Annotated in this window: 12 protein-coding genes; 7 read left to right on the top strand and 5 right to left on the bottom strand. The window is 36.0% G+C overall.

Going from position 1 to position 23,274, the window contains the following annotated elements:
* The 4 genes from ACIR310F_RS21805 to ACIR310F_RS0107035 form a co-directional block, all read right to left on the bottom strand.
* Positions 1 to 2,270: type I polyketide synthase (locus tag ACIR310F_RS21805; protein ID WP_231387426.1), on the bottom strand; the 2,270-nt coding region annotated here is incomplete at its 3' end.
* Positions 2,271 to 2,274: 4 nt separating this feature from the next.
* Positions 2,275 to 3,627: a beta-ketoacyl [acyl carrier protein] synthase domain-containing protein gene (locus tag ACIR310F_RS0107045; RefSeq protein ID WP_028083210.1), complete on the bottom strand. Its 1,353-nt coding sequence runs from the start codon at positions 3,625 to 3,627 to the stop codon at positions 2,275 to 2,277.
* 366 nt (positions 3,628 to 3,993) lie between these two features.
* Complete coding sequence (locus tag ACIR310F_RS0107040; protein WP_028083209.1) at positions 3,994 to 5,724, bottom strand: SDR family NAD(P)-dependent oxidoreductase; 1,731 nt, start codon at positions 5,722 to 5,724, stop codon at positions 3,994 to 3,996.
* A 101-nt stretch (positions 5,725 to 5,825) separates the two neighbouring features.
* Complete coding sequence (locus ACIR310F_RS0107035) at positions 5,826 to 11,207, bottom strand: type I polyketide synthase (protein ID WP_155963666.1); 5,382 nt, start codon at positions 11,205 to 11,207, stop codon at positions 5,826 to 5,828.
* Positions 11,208 to 12,816: 1,609 nt separating this feature from the next.
* Here ACIR310F_RS0107035 and ACIR310F_RS0107030 point away from each other — a divergent pair.
* The 6 genes from ACIR310F_RS0107030 (at position 12,817) to ACIR310F_RS0107005 (ending at position 19,793) form a co-directional block, all read left to right on the top strand.
* The gene (locus ACIR310F_RS0107030) at positions 12,817 to 14,028 is read left to right on the top strand and encodes an ABC exporter membrane fusion protein (RefSeq protein WP_028083207.1); all 1,212 of its coding nucleotides are present in this window, start codon (positions 12,817 to 12,819) and stop codon (positions 14,026 to 14,028) included.
* An 81-nt stretch (positions 14,029 to 14,109) separates the two neighbouring features.
* The gene (devC, locus tag ACIR310F_RS0107025; RefSeq protein WP_028083206.1) at positions 14,110 to 15,288 is read left to right on the top strand and encodes an ABC transporter permease DevC; all 1,179 of its coding nucleotides are present in this window, start codon (positions 14,110 to 14,112) and stop codon (positions 15,286 to 15,288) included.
* Positions 15,289 to 15,507: 219 nt separating this feature from the next.
* Positions 15,508 to 16,512, top strand: coding sequence for an NAD-dependent epimerase/dehydratase family protein (locus ACIR310F_RS0107020; RefSeq protein ID WP_028083205.1), 1,005 nt, complete (start codon positions 15,508 to 15,510; stop codon positions 16,510 to 16,512).
* A gap of 47 nt (positions 16,513 to 16,559) precedes the next feature.
* Entirely contained in the window at positions 16,560 to 17,018 is a 459-nt protein-coding gene (locus tag ACIR310F_RS0107015; protein WP_028083204.1) for a DUF2141 domain-containing protein, read from the top strand.
* 142 nt (positions 17,019 to 17,160) lie between these two features.
* Positions 17,161 to 18,420: a glycosyltransferase family 2 protein gene (locus tag ACIR310F_RS0107010; RefSeq protein ID WP_028083203.1), complete on the top strand. Its 1,260-nt coding sequence runs from the start codon at positions 17,161 to 17,163 to the stop codon at positions 18,418 to 18,420.
* A gap of 116 nt (positions 18,421 to 18,536) precedes the next feature.
* Entirely contained in the window at positions 18,537 to 19,793 is a 1,257-nt protein-coding gene (locus ACIR310F_RS0107005; protein ID WP_028083202.1) for a glycosyltransferase, read from the top strand.
* A gap of 377 nt (positions 19,794 to 20,170) precedes the next feature.
* Here ACIR310F_RS0107005 and crtR read toward each other — a convergent pair whose 3' ends face one another.
* The gene (gene crtR / locus ACIR310F_RS0107000; RefSeq protein WP_028083201.1) at positions 20,171 to 21,052 is read right to left on the bottom strand and encodes a beta-carotene hydroxylase; all 882 of its coding nucleotides are present in this window, start codon (positions 21,050 to 21,052) and stop codon (positions 20,171 to 20,173) included.
* Positions 21,053 to 21,471: 419 nt separating this feature from the next.
* On the opposite strand from crtR, the gene pyk reads away from it, so the two are divergent.
* Positions 21,472 to 23,241, top strand: a complete 1,770-nt coding sequence (gene pyk / locus ACIR310F_RS0106995; protein ID WP_028083200.1) for a pyruvate kinase — start codon at positions 21,472 to 21,474, stop codon at positions 23,239 to 23,241.
* Positions 23,242 to 23,274 lie beyond the last annotated feature (33 nt).

Raw genomic sequence — 23,274 nt, 5'->3', positions numbered from 1 at the left:
TCATTTTTTAAACATTCTCTAACCTGGGCTGGAGTAGCCATAAGAACGTAGTTATTCCACAAATTATTTTCTGGAGTTGTGAGATTTTTTGGTAGTCCCCAATACTCACGTACAGTATTTTTTGCCCCAGATAATCTATCTCCAAATAAAGCTGAGGAGTTAAATGTGTGACTGACTTCATAAAAATTGCTCCATACTCCTTGAGCAACCATCATACTAGTTTCACCTAAACTATATCCAAAAATATATTTAGGTTTAATTTGAAAATCTTCGGTAATAATTGTCGAGATTAATCTGGTAAAAAGCACTTCTGCTTCAAACATTGCCAAAGAATCATCCAGCAATTTTTTTTCTAGAGTTTCCAATTGTCGAGTTGACAATTTACTCAAACTTCTAGGAAATACCAGTTTTTCAACATCTGCGGCTCGTTCGTAAAGACTTTTGATAATCACATCATCAAAAACTTTAGGAAATAACCGGAAAAGACTACGACCAATGCCAAGATAAGTATTAACAGCAGCAGGATAAATATAGGCTATTTCTCCATTTTTACCCAGTGGTTTTGGTGTGAAATAACTACCTATGGGAGTTTGCCAATCTTTACCATTTGCAAAGGCATTAGTTACACCTTTTTTGGCAGAATTAATTTCTTTAATTAATTCTTTTTGGTTGCGTCCAGTTAGAGATAAAGTGTATTTGCTTTGAGAATGCTGTTGAAATTCAACAAAGGTTTGACTAGCAATCTCTTTGAGAGAATCAGCATTTTCAATTGTTGCTTGCAAATGATCCAATGCTGCTAATAAGCTAGATTGATCATCTGCTGCAATGGGTAATAAATGCAAAGGTCTTGATTCTAAATATGTGCTACTGCGCTCTGGTTGTTGGGTTTCTTCTGATAAAATGATATGAGCAAAAGAGCCGTCACAACCAATACTATTAATGGCTGAAATTCGAGATTTAACCTCTTTTTGCAAAAACCAAGGTCTAGACTCTGTAGCAACATAGAAAGGACTACCTTCCCATACTTGCGGTGTTTTCACTCCAGACCAATTGGGAGTTCCGGGAATATATCTGTGGTAAATACTCAGTGCAGTTTTAATTAAACTGGCAATTCCAGACGCAAGGAAGGTATGACCAATATTAGATTTAACGCTACCTATAGCGCAGTGTAAACCATCTCCAACGGAGGGATAAGCTTGGAGAATACCATTAATTTCGGCCTCGTCTTCGGCAGGAATACCACTAGCGCAGACTTCTAAATAGTTGACTTCTTGAGGTTGGATACCTGCTTGTTGAAACGCTTGTTTGCAGACTTGAGTAATGGTGGTATCATCTATAGCCATAGATGCAGATTGACCAATACTAACAGCATCAATAACTGCATAGATACGTTCCTGATTTTGCAATGCAACATCATGATGTTTCAGAACTACCGCACCCGCACCTTCTCCCACATTCCAACCGTCGGCTTTTTCGTCAAAACTTAAAGTATTGACTCCTGTATTAATTTTGCCAAATTGACTTCGCAATAAGACGTTTTCTACCCCACCTGCTAAGTCAACAGCACCGACAATTACAGCATCTACTTCATTAGTATCTAGCAGCATTTGCGCTAATTCTAAAGCTTTAAAAGTGGCTGTTTCTACGGCACTAATTGTAAAAGATGGACCTGAAAAATTCCATAGAGAGGAAATGCGACTAGCCATAATATTGGTAACGTAACTGAGATATTCACTAAGTTCAACTTGATTGTGAATACTATCTTGAACAATACTTTCTAATTGATGAATTTTTTCTGGTGATAAAGTGATTTCTGCGCCATTTAAACCATCCTTAATTTGCCAGGATGAATTCCATCTTTGCTGTAATTGGTGAACAGATAATTCTGTATCTGCTGCAATAATCACGGCTACATTACTATTAGGTGAAATATTCGCATCTTTGAGAGCGCGGTCAGCAACTCTTAATAATAACAGTTGTTGAGGGTTGATCTTTTCCACCTCATTGGGAGGAATTTTGTAAGCGAAAGTATCAACTTCAAAATTATCAATATAAGCTCCTTGTGGTACTTTTCCAACTTCTAAACCATACGCTTGTAGTAAAGTTTCTTGTTGATTAATACCATGCCATCTTGATTCTGGTAGGGGAATAAAATGCTGTTTTCCATCATAAATACTGCTATCGAAGGCATCTAATTCTTGACATTCACCAAAAAAGGCATCCATACCAACAATTGCCATTTTTGCGGTCTTCTGTTGCTGAATATTCATCTGCTTACTTTCCTGCTTCTAGAATGATATGAGAGTTTGTACCACCAAAACCAAAGGCGCTTAAAGCTGCTTTTTTAGTTCCTTGACTTGGCCATTGAGTAGGAGTTCTGACAATGTTTTGTGAAGAGATAACATTATTTTCAGAACCTATAGGTTGGGTCACATTAATAGTAGGAGGAATCACACCATGGGACATACTTAAAATTGTCTTGGTTATGCCTACCATACCCGCAGCAACAAGTAAATGACCAACATTTGTTTTCGTTGAACCTACTAATGGAGTTGCTTTATATGGACTAAAAAAGCTTTCAATTGAGTTAAATTCGGTGGTATCTCCTAATAAAGTACCTGTAGCATGGCACTCTAAATAATCAATAGCTTTGGGGTTAAGTCTAGCTTCAGAATATGCTCTTTGATATGCTAGAGTTTGACCTTGAGAATTAGGACTAAGAAGATGTTTACCTTTACCATCATTAGATAACCCATTACCACAAATTGTGGCTAAGATATTGTCACCATCTCTAATAGCATCACTGTGTCTTTTCAGCATTACCATTCCTATGCCTTCGGAGGTAATTAACCCACGTGATGACTTATCTAGAGGACGACTAATGCCATTATCTGGATATCCTTGAATACCAGAAAATAACATTCTGACAAACAATGGATCTGCACAACTAATCGCACCAGCTAACATCAAATCAGCTTTGCCAGATTGCAGATAATGGGATGCTAATTTAATGGCATAAAATGATGATGAACAAGCAGCATCTATACAGAAATGAGTTGCAGATAAAGAAAATGCTTTAGAAACTATAGCAGCAGGTAAACCGGAAACCATAGCATTATATGGGGATTTTTTGATGCCATGATTTGTTCCTGGTAAATGAAAATCCTGATTCTGCAAAAGTTCACTAATTGCAGGTTCAATATTTTGCTGATAAATAGGAGCAAATAAATTATTAGAAGCTTTGGTTGGAAATCCCAAAGTTCCTAAAATTACGCCACATTTTGAGAGTGCAGTTTGATTTTCTAAATAACCACTATCAAGAATTGCCTGTTTAGCGGCATATAGTGACCATTTAAAACTATTGTCGAGACTTTCAACAAATGATGCTGGTAAATTGTACTCACTAGGATCAAATTCAAAATTGCGGATAAAACCGCCTTTAAGGAAGTAGAATTTTTCTGGTGTTCCTTTGTTATTGTCGTAAAATATAGCGGGATCTATTCCCAAATCCGCTACAGTTATAGATGATGTGGAATCTTTTTCTTGTGTAAGATTCTGCCAAAATTCTTCGGGATTATTAGCATCGGGAAATAGGCAAGATAACCCGATGATAGCTATTTTTTCCACTTTTGAAATCCTCGTTGGGGGATGAGGGAAAGAGATATTATTTAATCTTTTCCCTACGTTATTTAGGATTTACGCGATTCCCCAATGTTTACGGATTTATGGACGCAGGAAGATAATTAAGAGAAATGAACTAGGAAGAATGGAAGGAAGATAGAAAATTGTGGTTTGGGTTGATGTAATACCAATTCTGTGTAAAGATGCACCCAATTTAAAGATAAACGAACCACGGAGGCACAGAGGACACAGAGAGAAAAAAGGTTAAAAGTTCGGTGCTGCCTCAGAAAGAAATGGTATCAGGAAACCTAAGATTTTGGTGAATTTGTTGGGTTTCACTGTCGCTTAACCCCATCTACGAGATTTAGGTTTTTACTTTTTATTTAACATTTTCATTGGCCAAATTACGGCTTTTGCTCTTAAGATTCGGGAGTAGATTTTTCCTTGATCATTGTGAATAATGAAGTTGACAGTTACACCTGTGTCGGTTTTTGCTATGATTTCACAGGAAACATAAAAGGGGATGTTGAATGGTACTGCTAAAAACTGTTCACAGTATGTTAATTGTCCTGGTAAACAAACTTCTTGATGGATATGATTTAACCATAACCATAATGTTTGGGTACTCAAATCAATTATATAAGGATTATGCCATTTTACGGGAAATTGTCCTTGTTCTTTGGCTGTGATTTCTTGCCAACAACATTCGGCTGTCAGCTTTTCTGTACTAATATTTAAAACTCTGGTAATTTCTTGGAATGCTGGTCCGTGAAATAGGGATAAATCACCATTTTGATAGAATTCTTTACCAGTGCTAGTGACTATATGATCTTCTCTAAGATCCATTGCTTCATAAATGGGGGCTTCTGGCAGATTTTTTACCAGTTTAATTAGAGAACTAAAGTGATAATGAGTTTTTCCTTCAGGGGTTTTGCTCAATATTTTGGTTTGAAATTCTACAAAATCACCATCAACTTTGGCAACTTCTTGGATTTCTAAAATATGTTCTTCAGCCAAAGTAGAATTAAAGGTAATTCCTTTTAAAACTTTGAAGTCTTGACAACTAAAATATCTATAACCTGGATAAATTTCTTCACAGCCATTAACCATCCATGATTTGGCACAGGTAGCTGGTAAGACTGGTGAACCTGCTATTGTATGGTCATGTAAAAATGGATTTTCTGCTAATGTCATTCGTCTGCGAATGCGATAGCTGCGAAGTTCTGAACCTAAAGGACTCGATGATAGTTTCATCGGACTACCAATGACAACTTGTGTATAATCTTGATAGGCTGGATGTAGTTCATTAACTAACATTTGTGTACCAATTTCTACAGGAATAATATCAATTCCTCTTTCTGCAAATGCTTTTTTTAATTGTGGTGTCACCATCCCACTATCCCACCCTCCCCAATTAATTGCGACTACATGACAATTAGGGTGATGTTGTTTGATTAAATGCGCCGATTTATTCAGAATTTCATTGGCTATAGCATAATCAGTTTGACCAATATTCCCATAAAAACCACTCACCGAAGAAAACAATACTAAATGTTTTAATTGTTGGGAATTAATACAACTGAGCAGATTTTCTAAACCCTGAACTTTAGCTGTATAAACTTTCTCAAAATCATCTTCTGTCTTTTTTTCAATTAATTTATCTGCTAAGTTACCGGCACCGTGAATAATTCCGGTAATTTGACCTACTTTCTGAGAAATTTCTTGCAATTTTACTTTCAAATTTACAGCGTCAGTCACATCAACACTAATATATTCAGCCGTTGCTCCTGTAGCTGCAATAGCTGCTAATGTCTTCTTAATTTCTCGACTGGAATTAATTTGATTAAATATCTTTTGTACCATCATGGGAGTTGGTTTTTCACCCTGAGAAATCAAGTTTTCCATAATGCGCTTTTTCAAAGCAGAATCTTCCAAACAATCTCGCGCATATTCTGGTTCTGTAGTAATTTCTGAACGACCTAAAAGAATAAATTTACAACGTTGCTGTTGAGCTAATTTAACAGTACATTGAGCAGTAATTCCCTTTGCTCCACCACTAACAACAAAAACAGAAGATGGAGTAATTTGAACAGTTGCAGTCATAAATCCTCACGTAAAAAATCAAATCAAAATATCAAACTCTTACTTTCTGGGACTCTGCGTTAAAAAAATCATCTCATGGTGGGCAATGCCCACCCTACAAATTATTCAGCCTCAGCAACCAGTGTTACTCGTCCTTGATTACCATAACCAACTTCGCCAATATAGCGATTAGAATCGTGCAATTCAGCGACAATATATTGAGCAGATTCCTGATGATCTAAAGTGGGTTTTAGGTCAATTGCTCTAAAAAATACCTGTGGCCATTCCCACCGCAAACTCTTAGTTAAACCAAACAAACCGGCAGCAATTGCACTGAAATTAGTTTGATGTCCTAACCCAAATTCACCATCAAGATGAGCGACTGTGCAGAAGCTTGTTCTTCCTGGTAATAATGCTGCATTATTCAAAGTTGCTTTCAAATGTTTTGCCATTAAAAACACTTGTTTAATAATTGCTTTTTCTGCTTCTGGATAAGAAATATGATCAGGTTTTTTAGGTTGAAATTGAGGATGTAGGTGAATAAATGCCCCAATTGGTCCATGTTTAGTAATCACACTTTGCAATAATAATTGCAGATGTTGTTCACTCATGTTGGCTAATGTAATACGGGTAACACCTGCTGGTAATGGCAATTGTGTAGGAATTAGGGATTGGGGGAAACTCAAAACTACAATTTTCCAACCTTGTGCTACTAGTGCATCAACTAATTTTGTGGTAGTTAAAGAACCATCGTCTGTAATTAAACCAATGTGTTCTGCTGGTAGTTGTGCTTCCCAAAAATCCGGTCTGGGTAAAGTTTTGAGTTGGGCAATACGACGGGGAAGATGAGGATCTACCATAGGTGGTGGGGTTAAATCCACTGTGATATTCGACTCTACCCCCGCGCTTTCCTCCTTGATCAAAGGGGAATTAAGAGTTACCGAGTTAAGATCAGTGTACGGCTTTTTTTTTTCACCTCCCACCAGTGTTTGGAGGTAGTTAACGATTTGCCCAATTGTCCGTAAATCTCCCAATTCTTCTATGTTAGGTTTGGGTAAATTCGGATATGCTTCCTGCATTGCCCCTAGTATTTCTACCCGTTTAATGGAATCTATACCTAAGTCTGCTTCCATGTCCATATCCAATTCCAACATTTCCACCGGATAACCCGTTTTTTCGCTGGTAATGTTTAACAAAGTTTGGGCTAAATCAGCATATTCGTTACTGTTTTCGTCAGGTTGGGAACTGGGAATTGAAAATTGGGGAATAATAATTGGTTCTGGTGCTAATTCCTCTATTATCTCTGTGGGAATTTGAGGAATAATAATTGATTCTGCTGGGATTTCTGTTGTTAATGGATTCTGTTTTTGCAAATATTCGACAACTTGACCAATGGTGCGTTTTTCTGCTAGTTCTTCAAGGTTTGGTTTGGGCAAATTAGGATATAATTCTTGCAATCCTCCTAAAATTTCTACTTTTTTAATAGAGTCAATTCCTAAATCTGCTTCCATATCCATATCGAGTTCTAACATTTCGATAGGATAACCTGTTTTTTCGCTGGTAATAGTTAATAAATTGTTGGCTAAATCATCTAGATTAATGTTATTAACTACGGGTACAGTTTCAGGAATTAATGCAATTGGTTCAGGTTCAGATTCAATTATCTCGTTAATTACAGGTTCGATAACTTTATTGACAGTTGAAATAGGTATTTCTAATTCAACTTTTGGCTTAATTACTGGTACTGTTTGAGAGGGAATAATAGTAACCTTAGCAGCGACTGGTGCTTCTTCAGGGGTAGATAGCGGAATAATATCTGCTGTTTCTTGAGTTTGAGAAATCAGTTGAGAATATTCTTCTTGAATGAGTTGGAAAAAGTGTTTGGTATATTCTATTTGTTCCCGCAAATATTGTTCATGAATGCGGAGGGTTTCACCTTGTTGAGAATGAAACTGCATCATGCTGCGTTCTAAGCTTTCCATGATTACCTGCTTAATTTGAGCAGCTTCAGCAGAAGATTTAACATTAGCAAATAATTTATTTTGCTGCTGCATTAATTGAAAGAATGTTTTGGTGTATTCTATTTGATGGTTAAGATATGTGCTGTGAACTTCTAAATTCTCGCTTTGGTTATATTGAAACTGGCTGAGAAGTTGTTCCAAACTGGTGAGAATTTGTTGGCAATTTACAAGTTGATCTGGTCTTTGCATTTTATCTATAGATTGCTGTGCGAACAATTCTGAAATGGATCTTTTCTCTGGTTCTTTTTGCGGTTCTTTAATCAGAGTTGTAGTATTCATCTGTGGTTGTAACTGAGTTGCCATGACGGGTTGTTTTTTATGTCCATTACCGTTGCCGTTATGTCCAGTTGAAGGAATTTTGATAATTTCTGAACTATCAATTTCTGGACTTTTCAATTCTGGAATTTCTGGACTTTTAAACTCCTGAACTCCTGAAATTTTATCTCCGTTCTGCAAGCTTTCAATAAAGGCATTTTTGGTTTTATCGGAAATGTAGTTAATGCCAGTTAATTTGACGTTAAGGGTCTTTTTAGCCGCAATAGGAGGTAATACGGGAGGGAGTTGATAAGGGTCAAGATTACCAAGATTCATGCCGATAACGCGCAAATGAACTACGGCTTCTCTTAAGGAGCGATCGCTATTTTTTTGTGGACTAGGATTAAGAGAGATAGTAATATGAGGACGATCTCCTAATATCTCTTTTACCAAATTACTTAAAACCCGTTTTGGTCCAAATTCTACAAAGCAATAACCACCGGCACCATAGATATTTTCAATTTCTTGTTTAAACAGCACTGAACTAGCCAAATGGCTTTCCAAATTCTTTTGAATTGCTGTGGCATCTTGGGGATAATATTTACCAGTGACATTACTAAAAACGGGAATTTGTGGATTTTTAAAGGTTACTGATTTAGTAGCAATAGCAAAGGATTTTTGTGCGAATGCTATTAATGGAGTATGAAAAGCCGCAGACACAGGTAATAAAACCGCACCATATCCCAATTTTTGGCAAGCATGATGAATTTTATCAATTTCTAACTTTGGACCTGCTAAAACAATTTGAGTGGGAGAATTAAAATTAGCAATACTCACTTTAGGAAATTGCTTCAGTAGCGGTTCAATTTTGCTGATATCTTCCTTCACCGCTAACATACTACCAGGGTCATGATCTGGGTCCTTTGGTGCGGCCATGGCTTGTCCTCTAGACTTCACTAAGAACAAATAATCAGCCTCACTCAATACTCCAGCAGCCCACAAAGCCGTTAATTCACCAAAACTATGGCCTGCGGTGAAATCTGCTTTAAAGCCAGCTTGCTGCAAAATTCCATACAACCCGGCACTGAATACACCAATGGCAGGTTGGGCATATTCGGTTCTTTGCAAAGCTGCAATTTGCGCTTTTTTCTCAGTTTCATCGAAGGTAGAATGAGGAAAAACAACTTCAGAAATCGGTTGCAAATTACTTTGTTTTAACAAATTATCCATCTTGCCATATAACTGCCGCAAGCTGGGGAAATTCATTACCGTTTCTCTTCCCATTTCCAAATATTGAGAACCTTGTCCAGAGAATAAAGCGACAACTTTTCCAGCCAATTCCATACCAAAGGAACGGTAATAAATACCTTGAGGATGCTCCCAAGATGTTGCGTCAGGCTTATTTTTTAGTAACTCAATACTAACTTGTAGTAACTTACAAGCTTCTTGTAAATTTTCGGCTATAAACCCAATTCTTACCGCTGTTTTGGGAATAGTTAGAGATTGACACTCTTGCAATAATTGAGAATAATACCTTTCTCCATCATTAGCTTGCAAATTATTGAAAGTCGCCTCCAACTTACTAATTAATTCAGCTTGACTAGCACCAAATAATAGCATTTCACTAGAGGTATGATGTAAACGATAGGCATTTCGTTGTTCTGGTTCGTACTCTTCTAAAACAACATGATAATTTGTGCCGCCAAAACCGAAAGAACTCACCCCTGCACGTCTGGGAGTTTCACCTTCTGCCTTGATCCAAGGTCTAGTTTGAGTATTTAGATAAAAGGAGGAATTTTCAATATCTAATTTCGGATTTGGTTCATTAATATTGATGGTTGCTGGTAATATTTTGTGATGCAATGCTAGGGCAGTTTTAATTAAACTAGCTGCACCTGCGGCGGCTTTTGTATGTCCAATTTGCGATTTTACACTTCCTAAAGCAATGTGTTGTTTTTGGGTATCATGCTTCCCGAAATAATCTTTTAAAGAACCAAACTCCGTAGGATCTCCAGCCATTGTTCCCGTACCATGGGCTTCCATTAAACCCACGGTTGCTGGAGAAAAACCAGCATCATCATAAGCTCTTTCTAAAGCCTTAACTTGTCCTTCTTTTCTAGGGGCATAAATACTCTTATAGCGACCATCACTAGAAGTACCAATTCCCTTAATTACCGCATAGATTTTATCGCCATCTTTTTGGGCATCTTCTAAGCGTTTTAAGAGAATCATCCCAATACCTTCACCTAACATCATCCCATCAGATTTAGCATCAAATGGTTTAACATTATCGCTAGGACTAACAGCCGGAGTTTTGCTAAAAGAAATGTAGGCCATGATGGTATTATCGGTGTCTACTCCACCCGTTAACATCATATCGCTACGATGTTCAACTAATTCACTAATGGCCATTTTTAATGCCCCGAAAGAACTAGCACAAGCGGCATCAACTACACAATTTGTACCGCCAAAGTTAAACCGGTTAGCAATTCTCCCCGCCACAACATTTGCTAACATTCCAGGGAAAGCATTTTCATCCCATTTGACATAAGCAGATTTGATTTTATCAACGATTTTTTTAGTATCTTCATCACATAAACCACTGCTTTTGAGAACTTTTTCCCAAATTGGATATTCTAATCTAGCAGCTAAGGGCATTGCTAATTGTTTGCCCATTGCTACACCTAAAATAACTCCAATATTCTCGCGGTTAAATTCACGGGAATCACCATAACCTGCATCTTCCATTGCTTCTTTCGCAACTACTAAACTTAATAGTTGAGAAACATCTGTAACTTCTAAAATGCTGGGGGGAATGCCAAATTCCATGGGGTTAAAATCAACTTCGGGAATGAAACCACCACGTTTACAATAGGTTTTATCTTCTGGTGTTCTTGGATTAGGATCATAGTAATCTTCCACACTCCAATGACTTGAAGGAACATCAGTAATACAGTCAACTTTATTAACAATATTTTGCCAGTAATCTCTTAAATTTCTGGCTTGAGGCATTAAAGAAGCCATACCAATAATAGCTATTGGATTTGCTTGTAGTTTTCTGTTAATTTCTTTATTTGACATGGAATTTTCTGATAATGTGCCGTTAGTCATGTTCATTTTTTTTTCCTTTATAAACCTAAGCAAAGCCTGTTCACAACTATTAATTTGGGCTTCTAATTCCGTCAAGGAAGTATTTATTGTGTCTATCTTTTTTGGGGGGTAAGACATCATGGCATAGACTAATCTTGAATACCGTAAATTGTGCAAGACAATACGCTATTAACAGGTATTTATTCTATCTATATTAGTGCATTTATCCCAGGTAAGTTTAAAGGCTTGACTTGAGATTAATACTACAGAATATATACACCATTTTTTTGCGACTGTTGAATTTTTTGGGTGTTTGTTGGACTGTTGAACCAGTTTTAGAACCTTTTGTTCATGAATAAATACTAGACAATACTGGATTTTTGATATTGAGAAAGTGAAGATATAAAATCCCCACTTTTATGATTTTTCCCATAAATATGAGACATAAGTGCTATGCTGACTACTTAAATTATAGGTATGAAAACACAAGGGCTTTCATTTCTTAATCATTGAATGTTTTATCCTTTTGATAATCACATTGGTTGATAAATGTCTTGATCAATTTTTAAAGTCCAGGATAACCTATTTTAGATGATTAGACTCATAAAAGTTGCCAAAATCGTTACAAAAATAGTCAGCACTCTATGGCAAATTCTCTGAATAGTGAAAAAATACTTAAACAGTTTCTCAAGAATTTAGCAGTTGGTAACTTCAGGAAATACAAAACCCCGATTTATTCAGGAATAGGTTTTGTTTCTTTAGGTAATTCTGCTCTAAAAAACTGAATGGATTTTAGTATTTATTCTGTTTCTTGGGATTAAATCAACAATTTATTTTTTAACTATAAATGTTGAATTAATAAAAAGACTAGCATAGTTTAGGAAAAATGAATAGTTCATTTTTGCTAATTTTTAGAGAAAAATATTTCTTAACTTATCTCCTTTTACATATAAATTAATTACCAAAGTATACTTTATAACTACATTTCCTCATAACATATTCTTGGTAATTACGGTTTTAACATCAATCTCTTCTTGATAATTCAAGAATTATATCTAAACTGTTTCATAAGTAACTAATCAATAAATATACAAAATAAATATTTGAACATAACCGGGTTTTTTTGAGTAAACTATCATAATTAAGTCCTAATTTTTGATGAATTTATAAGATAACTCACCTTTTATAGACAATTGGTTATTGATAAACCAAAGATTAATTTTTGTCTTTGATCATGTCAATAATTGATAACAATGGTAGACCAATAAGTTCTAGCATTAAATACGAAAGTTCTGCATAGATTTAGTAAAATTTGCTAAAATAAATACAAATTTTTATATTAACTTATGATTAATAAAATATTTTGATGAAAACAAATAAATTTAGTTGACAATATCAAATTTATTTGGGATACTTGCAGGTAAGTTTATTCATTTCTCTAAGTTATGAGCAGCGTTAATGCTTAGGAATTGAAGATTTTTATTTCTGATGATGACTATCGTATTTTAGGTTACTTAATTAAATGCCCATCCAAGATAAAATTGATAGTATAACGTGGCATTAATCATCAATTATTTGCAGTAAAATCCACCTTTATTCTAGGTTAATTTGGGTATTTATAACAGCTAGGAATGCTGACAACAATTCATACATAAATAATCAGACATATCGCTTCTATGAAAGCAACAGAGGATAAGTCTATAGCCATTACGAGTATTTTTTGAAATAACACCATGGGAATAACAATATGGCACTAAATAAACAAAGCCAATTATTCAAATTGACTGCGCTAAAGTGGAAAATAATTTTGGCAACTTCTCTAACTTTAGCTACGGGGTTAGTATCTTTATACATTTTCTATCAATTGAAGATCAATTCTCAGATTCTATCTCCTGCGGTAACAACAACTACTAAATCTCAACCTACCCCTATTAAAGTTGCTGTAACTGCATTAGGAAGGTTACAACCAAAAGATAAAATTACTTATTTATCTGCCCCTAATTCTATCAATGGTGTCAGAGTGGAAAAACTGTTGATCAAGGAAGGGGATAATGTGAAGAAAGGACAAGTATTAGCTTATCTAGAAAACTATGCTCGTTCCCAAGCAGCCATACAACAAGCATTTGATAAATTGTCAATTGCTAGAGCTAAACTAGCACAGGTAAAAGCTGGAGCAAAAACTGGAGATATTAATGCTCAAAAAGCCACAATTACTCGGTTAAATTCCCAATTGCAAGGAGATATTGCCGCGCAATTAGCAACAATTAATCGCATTCGGGCTGAAGTTGAAAATGCTCAAAAAGAGAGTAATCGCTATCAGCAATTATTTAAAAATGGTGCTATTTCTGCTTCCATTGTTGATAGTAAAAATTTAACCCTAAAAACTACACAACAGCAACTAAAAGAGGCTCAAGCTACTCTTAAAAGAACTGAAAATACACTTGAAGATCAACTCAAAGAAGCAAAATCTAAACTTAATAGCATTAAAGAAGTTAGGTCTGTAGATGTAGAATTAGCAGAAAGTGAAGTTACAAGTGCAGAAACAGCAATTAAACAGGCGAAAGCCGATCATGATTTAACTTACATTTCTTCCACTATAGATGGGACAATTTTGCGAATTAATGCTAGAAATGGAGAAATAATTTCTACTGCTGGCTTTGCAGAAATTGGTAATACATCACAAATGCAAGTCTTAGCAGAAGTCTATCAAACGGATATTCAAAATATTCGAGTTGGTCAAAAAGCTAAGATCACTAGCACTACATTTCCTGGTGCGTTACAAGGAACTGTACGAGAAATTGGCTGGCAAGTTAATCAACAAGGTATCTTTAGTATTAATCCCAATTCTGACGCAGACCGGAGAGTAATTGAGGTCAAAATATCTATTGATAATCCCGCAGATAGTCAAAAGATATCTCGCTTAACTAACTTACAAGTTGACGTTGCTATCCAAATTTAGTTATTAATTAATGTTTATTTGTTATTTTCCGCAAATAACAAATATTAACTAATAACTAACAACTCATAACTAACAACTAATATGAATATCAAAATTCCTTTAGCGTGGCTACAGCTTGTCCAGCAGAAACTTCGCTTTGTGATAGCTGTAGCCGGAATTGGCTTTATTGTGCTATTAATGTTTATCCAGCTTGGTTTTCAAGATGCACTATATTCTAGTGCAACAGCATTACATCAACGATTGAACGGTGATTTGTTTTTAGTTAGTTCTCAATATAAATCTTTGACAGCAATTCAAAGTTTTTCTCGCACTCGATTATATCAAACATTAGGATTTGATGGTGTTGATTCTGTTAGTGCAATTTATTTGCAATTTGCAAAATTAAAAAATCCCGTTAGTGGTGAGAAATATTCAATTTATGTCATTGGTTTTGATCCTGGAAAATCCGTGCTAGATATTCCAGAAGTTGAGCAAAATTTAGATAAACTCAAAATTCCTGATGTCATGTTATTTGACAGAGATGCTCGTTCAGAATTTGGACCAATAGCAGAATTATTTAATCAAGGAAATATTCAACAACCAATTGAAATCTTTCCCTTTGATGCAATTAAGGGCTATCGGGTGCGAGTTGGGGGTTTATTCGGTTTAGGACCGTCCTTTGGTGTTGATGGTAATTTAATTGTTAGTGATTCAACTTTTTTAAGAATTAATCCTAATAGTCGTCCAGTGGAAAAAATAGATATGGGAGTGATTAAACTCAAATCCGGTGCTGATATAAAACGAGTTTTAGATAGTTTAAAGAACAAGCTCCCACAGGATGTAAAAATATTCACTCGTCAAGAATTTATTGATTTTGAGAAACAATATTGGTCTGTAAGAACTCCTATTGGTTTTATTCTTAACTTAATGCTGATCATGGCTTCTGTTGTTGGTGTGGTAATTGTTTACCAAATTTTGTATAGCAACATTGCTACTCAATTTATTGCCTATGCAACTCTAAAAGCTATTGGTTATGCTAATGGATATTTATTAAATGTTGTTTTTCAACAAGCATTAATCTTAGCATTGTTAGGTTATATTCCCGGCTTTATTGTTTCCATTGGTTTATATGATTTTGCTATGAAAGCAACTAAATTACCTATCATGATGACAAATAATAATGCCTTACTTGTCTTAGTATCTACAGTCTTAATTTGTATCACCTCTGGAGCATTAGCTATTAATAAACTCCGTTCTGCTGATCCGGCTGATAGTTTTTAGGGATTGGTTGTCTTGTAAATTCAGCAAATTTTGCTCAATGTTTTCTAAATTAAAACCAACCAAAGATAGAAGTTTAATGTTATTGGCAACAGTAAAATTTTCCTGTCAGTGCAACAGTTCTTAATTGCAATTTCCTGCAATTAGGAAATAAGATTGTATTGCTTTCTCAACTGTATCGTTACCGTCACACCACTACAAAACACTTATCTATATTTCAACATGAACTTGCAAAACAAAATTCTGCTGATTACTGGAATTGACGAATTTATTGGTTTACGTGCAGCCGAATTAGCTATAGCTCAAGGGATGAAAGTTAGAGGTATACAAAATTCCCAAATTAAAGATCAAACAGCGCAAAATTTAGGTATTGAAATTCTAGTTGGTAATATCACTGATCCTGGAATTTGCTCAAAAGCTTGTCAAGGAATAGATATAGTTTTACATACTGCTCAAATTGCCGAAGAAGCTGGAGACATTAAGCATTTTCGAGAAATAAATGTCAATGGTACTATTAATATCGCTAAGGCTGCTAAACAAGCAGGTGTAAAAACATTTGTCCATCTTTCTAGCACTTTAGTATATGGGTTTGATTACCCTGAAAGGGTTACAGAATCAGGTGTACTTTCCGGTGAAAATAATCCTTATTGTCAGACAAAAATTGAAGCAGAAATCGAAGTTTTAAAACTGAACAATGCCCCTGAATTTGGAGTAATTGTAATTCGGGCTGGTGATGTCTATGGTCCTGGAAGTATTCCTTGGATTGTCCGGCCAATTCAGATGATGCGACAAAAATTATTTGCCTATGCTAATGATGGTAAAGGTGTGATGAATCATCTATATGTAGATAACTTAATTGATGCTATCTTTTTAGCCATAGAAAAATCAGCCTATGGGGAAATTTTCAACATTACTGATGGTCAAGAAACTTCCTGGAAAGATTATTTTATTCATCTTGCTTCTTTGGAAGGTTTACCGGCACCAATGTCTTTACCTAAAGAGGAAATGAAGTTATTTTTGCGTGTGCGTCTTCAGGGACAAAAACTATTCCGTAAAAAAGCTGATATTCTCCCAGAATCAGTTGATTTTATGAGTCGTCCTTATGCCTATTCTATTGTAAAAGCACAAAATATTTTGAATTATCAAGCTAAAGTTGATTTAGCAGAAGGAATGGGTCGCACTCGTGAATGGTTGCAAAAAACTGACATTCAAAAACTGATGAAATAGATAAAATTCTCCAAGGGTAAATTTTCACAATTAGGAAGTTTTGACTAATGTTTAAAATTGTAAACCTGTTCATTGCCACCTTGCTAACTATTAGCTTCAACAAAATAGCTCAGGCTGAATCAACAACATCATTAACTGTAGTTGTTAATGGTATTCGTAATCAAACTGGGGAAATCTGCATGAGAGTTTATAACTCTGAAAAAGGATTTCCAGATAATGCTAAAAGTGAAGTTAAAAGTGGCTGTACTAAAATTACAGGAAATTCCATTAAACAGGTATTTTCTGGATTAAAACCTGGTAATTATGCTGTGGCTGTAGTTGATGATCAAAATGGTGACCGCAAACTCAATAAAGACTTTTTCGGGATTCCTGAAGAGGGTTTTGGTATTTCTAGAAATCCCATTGTTTCTATCAGCACTGGCACACCTAAGTTCAAAAATGCCAGTTTTAAAGTTGATAAGAATACTACAATTAATATCTTTTTGAAGTATTCTCTTGATCCTTAATTTGGAATTTAATACGGTTTAGTTAAATCTAAAACTCTATTCTTAACTGAACTGTATTGATTTATAATTTAAAATCGGGAGTTAGCCATAGATTCTAACTCTTTTTCCTGACTTCTAAGTTATATCTGAGACTATAGAGATAATGCCAGATTTGATGATATTTCTATCTAAGTCTTTGTTGGGTTGGTTGCTAATCCAGAGTTGTTTAACGTTAATATTTTTATGGTATTTACGTTCATACAAACCACGGTTATTACCAGATGAAAAATTACCAAAAACGGCAGTAATTCTTTGTTTACGAGGTGCTGATCCATTTTTACATAATTGTTTGCGATCGCTCTTACAACAAAATTACCCGCAATATGATCTAAAATTGATCATTGATAGTCAAGAAGATCCAGCTTTGAAAATTGCTAGTGAAACAATCAATCAACTGGGTGCAACTAATGTTCAAATTAATATATTAAGAGCAGTTCGTTATAATTGTAGTCTTAAATGTAGTTCTCTAATACAAGCTGTTTCTGACTTAGATAATGCTTATCCAGTTATCGCTTTTATTGATGCTGATACTGTAGTTCATCCTAATTGGTTACGAGAATTAGTTACTCCTCTTCTTGATGACAAAGTTGGTCTAACAACAGGAAATCGCTGGTATCTTCCCACTGGTAATTATTGGGGTTCATTAGTTCGCTACTCCGGTAATGTTTCTACAGTTGTGCAAATGTTTCTCTTTCAAATTCCTTGGGGTGGAACTTTAGCTATCAAAACAGAAGTCTTAAACCGCATCAAACTTTTGGATAAGTGGGGACAAGTATTAACAGATGATATGCTTCTGCATAAACTTATCAAAAAACAAAAGTTACAAATTAAATTTATTCCTTCTTTATTGATGCTAAATCAGGAAGAAAGTAGTTTAAGTAACTTACTAGAATCATTAAAACGATTAATAATTAGTTCTAAACTTTATCACCCTGGTTGGTTAGCCATAATTAGTGAAGCATATTCTAGTATTCTCGTACCAAATCTAGTCATCATCATCATTTTCTATCTCTTGCTTCAGTCTCAATGGTACGCTGGATTTTTATTATTTTCCTCTTACATTTCCTACACCATTGGTTTAGTTTTACTCATGGTATTGATGGAAGTAGCAATACATCATATCCTGCATAATCAAGGTAAAAAAATACCCAAATTATCGCCTTTAATTATCCTCAAAATGTTAATAGCTATCCCTTTCACACAGTGGATTTATGGTTTAATAATACTATCTTCTTTGTGGACATCAAGTATTACTTGGCGGGGAATTACTTATCGAATCCAAGGACGTGAAAATATTCGGTTAATTGAATACCGTCCTTACCAATGGTTAGATCAACCAATTGATTCAAAAGCCTCTCTCTAGAGAATGGGTAAAATTTTAGATTTTTTATTTTCGCTTCAATATCTAAAATCCCTCAATCCAATAATTATTGGAAAGCATCAGTAATATATTTTATCAGGAAAAATTACCTCATGATCATGAACAAGAAACCCCTTCGTATCGGCTTATTTACAGGATTATACGCTCCATTTTTAACAGGAGTTTCTGTTGCTGTACACCAGCGAGTTCACTGGTTATTAAAACAAGGGCATGAAGTTTTTTTAATTCACCCAGAAATTAATGATCAATACCCTCCACAAGTTGGTAAACGTCCCATGTCAGGAATTGAAGAACTAGAAACATTTATTAATTTTTCTGCTTATTCATTTCCGACCGAACCACTGATTTTTTATAAATCTTTACCCCAACCATTAAGTTATCGTCATTGGAGTGATACAAAATTACTCACTCACTTCCAACCTGACATTATTGTTGTCGAAGAAGCCCCACAAATGAGAGGTTTATATTCTGGTTTTTTACAAGGTTATGGCCGTTCTGTGGGAGTAGAATATGCCAGAAAAACAAACACACCTATTGTTTCAGTTTTCCACACAGATATCATTGCCTATATTCAATATTATTTCGGTAATATAGTCTTTAATTTAGTGCGTCCTTTTCTGCCAATTTTAGTTAAACAATTTAGTGAAACTTATGATTTAAGTTTATTTTCTTCCCGTGAACAACTGGCTAAATACCAAAAATTAAAAGCTCAACGCGCCGAATATCTTCCCTATCAAGGAATTGATTGCCAAAAATTTCATCCCCGCAATATTTGTTATGATCCAATTCCTGATGATCAACGTCCAACTATTTTATTTGTAGGGCGTATTACTCCCGAAAAAAATGTTAATCAACTTTTAGATATTTATCCTCTCATTGCTGCTAAAATTCCTGATGTTCATCTAGTAATTGTTGGTAGCGGTCCTTTGGATGCAGAAATTCGTCGTCGCGCTCAAAATTTCCCCCATGGTGTTACTATTTGGGGTGAATCTCATGGTAAGGAACTTTTAGGTTGGTTTGCAAAAGCAGATATATTTGTTAACCCTTCTATCACCGAAAATTTCTGCACTACAACTAACGAAGCTTTAGCTTCTGGAACGCCTGTAGTGGCTGTTGTCGCTCCTTCAACTGCTGAACAGGTTATTTCTGGGGTTAATGGTTTTTTAGCAGCACCCAATGACCCTAGAGATTTTGCCCAAAAAGTAATTATAATTCTCGAAAATCCTGACCTCAAAAATCAATTAACTCAACAAGCTCGTCCCTCAATTCTGGAATTTGATTGGTCAGCTTGTACCCAAAAGTTTGAAAATAAGCTTTATGAATTAGTGAATATCCGCCGAGAGGTAGATATCTAAATCAAACTCAAACAAACGCCAATTTGGCTACTGAAATAGAAATAGCTCTGCTAGAGTATTTAAGTAGTTGACCTGTGGGCTTTTAGGTTCTTAGTTTGAGATATTGATAAAGCTATCTTGTGATCATTCTCAAGATTTCCTACTCCAAATTGATCACCAGATAAGTATTATCCTCAATCGTGCCTAAAACTCTTTACACCTCAGAAGCACCAACTTCTGGGGTTTTTGTGATTTTTTTACACTACTATCGCCTTTCTGTCGGGTATTTTAGCATTGCTGGGGAAACTATTTTTACGCCTCTTTACTAAATAAAGCGTAACTTAGTCTTCCCCAGGAAGCATAACAGCTTACATAATTCTGCTATAAACTGCTCTAAATCAGTGATGAAAGTGAATACCTATGAAAATATCATAGACAAATTCAAAAAAGTCCTTTTTCTGCAATAACCCGGAAGTTTGGGGACTGCCTTTTTCATCCAATAACGGCTTCATTAAATAATAAGCCGGTTGATAATTATACCAAGGAATCGAAGGCCACAGATGATGAATTAAATGGTAATTCTGCCCTAAAATCAGGATATTGAGAACTTTACCAGGATAAACCCGGGCATTTTTCCAGCGATTTCTTTCTACAAACGGACGGTGGGGTAAATAATCAAAAAATAACCCCAAAGTTATTCCTACTAAAAAAGCCGGAATAAACCAAAAGTTAAGAATATAGCCCAAAAAATGATATTGGACGGAAATATAAACAATAGTAATGATGATTAAGCGACTAATAAACCATTCTAGTAGTTCATAATTACGCCATAATCGTCTTTGGAAGAAAAATACCTCATGGTACAAAAATCTCACCGCAATTAACCACAGGGGTCCACCTGTCGAAACATAATGATCTGGGTCATCATTAGGGTGGTTAACATTACCATGATGCTGCAAATGTACTCGTGTAAATACTGGAAAAGCAAAGGCGAGAATTAAGGCACTACAATGGCCTAAGATAGCATTAACAATTCGATTCCGATGGGCTGACTGGTGACAAGCATCATGAATGATTGTTCCTGAACAATGGAGTGCTAGTGTGTTGATACTAAAACACAACCAATGAGGCCACTCCCACAACCAATACCCAAAATTAGATAAAACTAACATCATCACTACGACTAAAAACATCAGTAGCGTGGGGTTAAAATCACCAGGAGGTGATAAAAGTTCTTTGGGGGGAATTGTCAGTGGCTTTTGTGCCTCCGACGTGAGCATTATTAACTCCTTTAATTAATCATCAATCTTTACGGATCATACTATTAATCTTAGTTAAGAGTAAAGTTATGTAAAGCAAGATTGATTTACAGTTCTGTTAAAGGGTCAATAAATGAGGCTATGATTCTTGGCTAAACCAGTGCTTTTAGATAAAAAACTCTCTCAAAGGACTGTTGCCAATGTACGATATCAAATTTATACCATAAATACCGACCTAACGGCCTGTAACATTGATTTAGCAGTTAATAAAAAAGACAGTTCGTTTAATTCATACCAATTTGCAAAATGATGGTGATCAATGGAAAAATGAATTGCTGATACTGTCAGTTTTTCATCATCCAAAATCTTAAATCTCAAATGGTATCAGCAAAGATGACGATAAATTCCCCGGTAGACTCCAAAAATCTTCAACCCAGCCCATGACGCAATTAAGAGATTCTCAGCGCCGCACTAAAATTGTTGCTACTATTGGACCTGCTACCAGTAGTCCAGAAATGCTGAAAGCAATTATTGAAGCGGGTGCTACAACCCTTAGACTCAACTTCTCCCACGGAACTCATGCTGATCATCAGCGTAGTATTCGGTTAATTCGGCAAACTGCTTTTGAATTAAATAGACCAGTAGCAATTCTACAAGATTTACAAGGTCCCAAAATCCGTTTGGGTCGGTTTGAAAATGGTTCTATAATCTTAGCCAAGGGCGATCGCTTCACTTTGACAAATCGCCCCATAGAAGGAACTCAAGAAATAAGTTGTGTCACTTACGATTACTTAGCAGATGAAGTTCCCACGGGTGCAAAAATCCTCCTCGATGATGGTAAAGTCGAAATGGTGGTAGAGGACATCAACCGCGAAAAAGGTGATTTACACTGTCGTGTCACAGTTCCAGGTAAACTTTCTAACAATAAAGGTGTTAATTTTCCTGGAGTTTACTTATCCATTAAAGCCATGACCGACAAAGACCGAGAGGATCTGATGTTTGGTCTAGATCAAGGTGTTGATTGGGTAGCACTTTCCTTTGTCCGTAATCCCCAGGATATCATCGAAATTAAAGAACTAATTTCCAGCACAGGTAAAAGTGTCCCTGTAGTTGCTAAAATCGAAAAACACGAAGCCATTGAACAAATGGAAGCAGTTTTATCTTTGTGTGACGGTGTCATGGTCGCTAGAGGTGATTTAGGGGTGGAATTACCAGCCGAAGATGTACCCGTACTACAAAAACGGCTAATTGCTACGGCTAACCGCTTGGGTATTCCCATCATTACTGCTACCCAAATGCTAGATAGCATGGTCAGTAACCCCCGTCCTACCCGTGCGGAAGTATCCGATGTTGCTAATGCTATTTTAGACGGTACAGACGCTGTCATGCTTTCCAATGAAACCGCCGTCGGTAGTTTCCCTGTGGAAGCCGTAGCGACCATGGCCAGGATAGCAGAACGCATGGAACAGGAGTACGCACAAAACCCCAACTCCCGTCAGTCACGAGATAATAAACCCTCTATTCCCAATGCTATTAGTCAAGCAGTTGGTCAAATTGCAGAAAATTTGGGAGCAGCGGCGATTATGACTTTAACACAAACTGGAGCTACAGCCCGCAACGTTTCTAAATTCCGCCCGAAAACACCAATTTTAGCAATTACACCCCATGTTAACGTAGCGCGACAGTTACAGATGGTCTGGGGCGTAAGACCGCTTTTAGTCTTAGAATTACCTTCCACTGGTCAGACGTTCCAAGCAGCTATCAATGTAGCCCAGGAAAAAAACCTCTTAACGGAAGGTGATTTAGTAGTAATGACTGCTGGTACACTTCAGGGGGTTTCTGGATCAACAGACTTGATTAAGGTGGAAGTGGTGACTGCTATACTCGGCCAGGGAATTGGTCTAGGTCAAGGTTCAGTCACTGGACGCGCTAAGGTAGTTCATAATGCTATGGATGCCAGTAATTTTAATTCCGGTGATATTTTAGTAGCATCCCGCACAGGTGTGGATTTTGTAGAAGCAATTCGCAAAGCTGGGGGGATTATTACTGAGGAAGATAGTCTCACTAGTCACGCCGCAGTTATCGGCTTACGTTTAGGTGTACCAGTAATTCTGGGTGTGAAGGAAGCAACACAGGTAATTAAAGACGGTGCGATTTTAACTTTGGATATACAGCGAGGTTTGATTTACTCTGGGGCGGTGGGAACTTAAACAATTACAGCACTTCCCGGTGTTATGAGGTAA

This window comes from Dolichospermum circinale AWQC310F (assembly GCF_000426925.1).
Classification (GTDB): Bacteria; Cyanobacteriota; Cyanobacteriia; order Cyanobacteriales; family Nostocaceae; genus Dolichospermum; species Dolichospermum circinale.
Note: the sequence above shows the minus strand (reverse complement) of the source record. Positions and strands in the feature narration are given on the sequence as shown.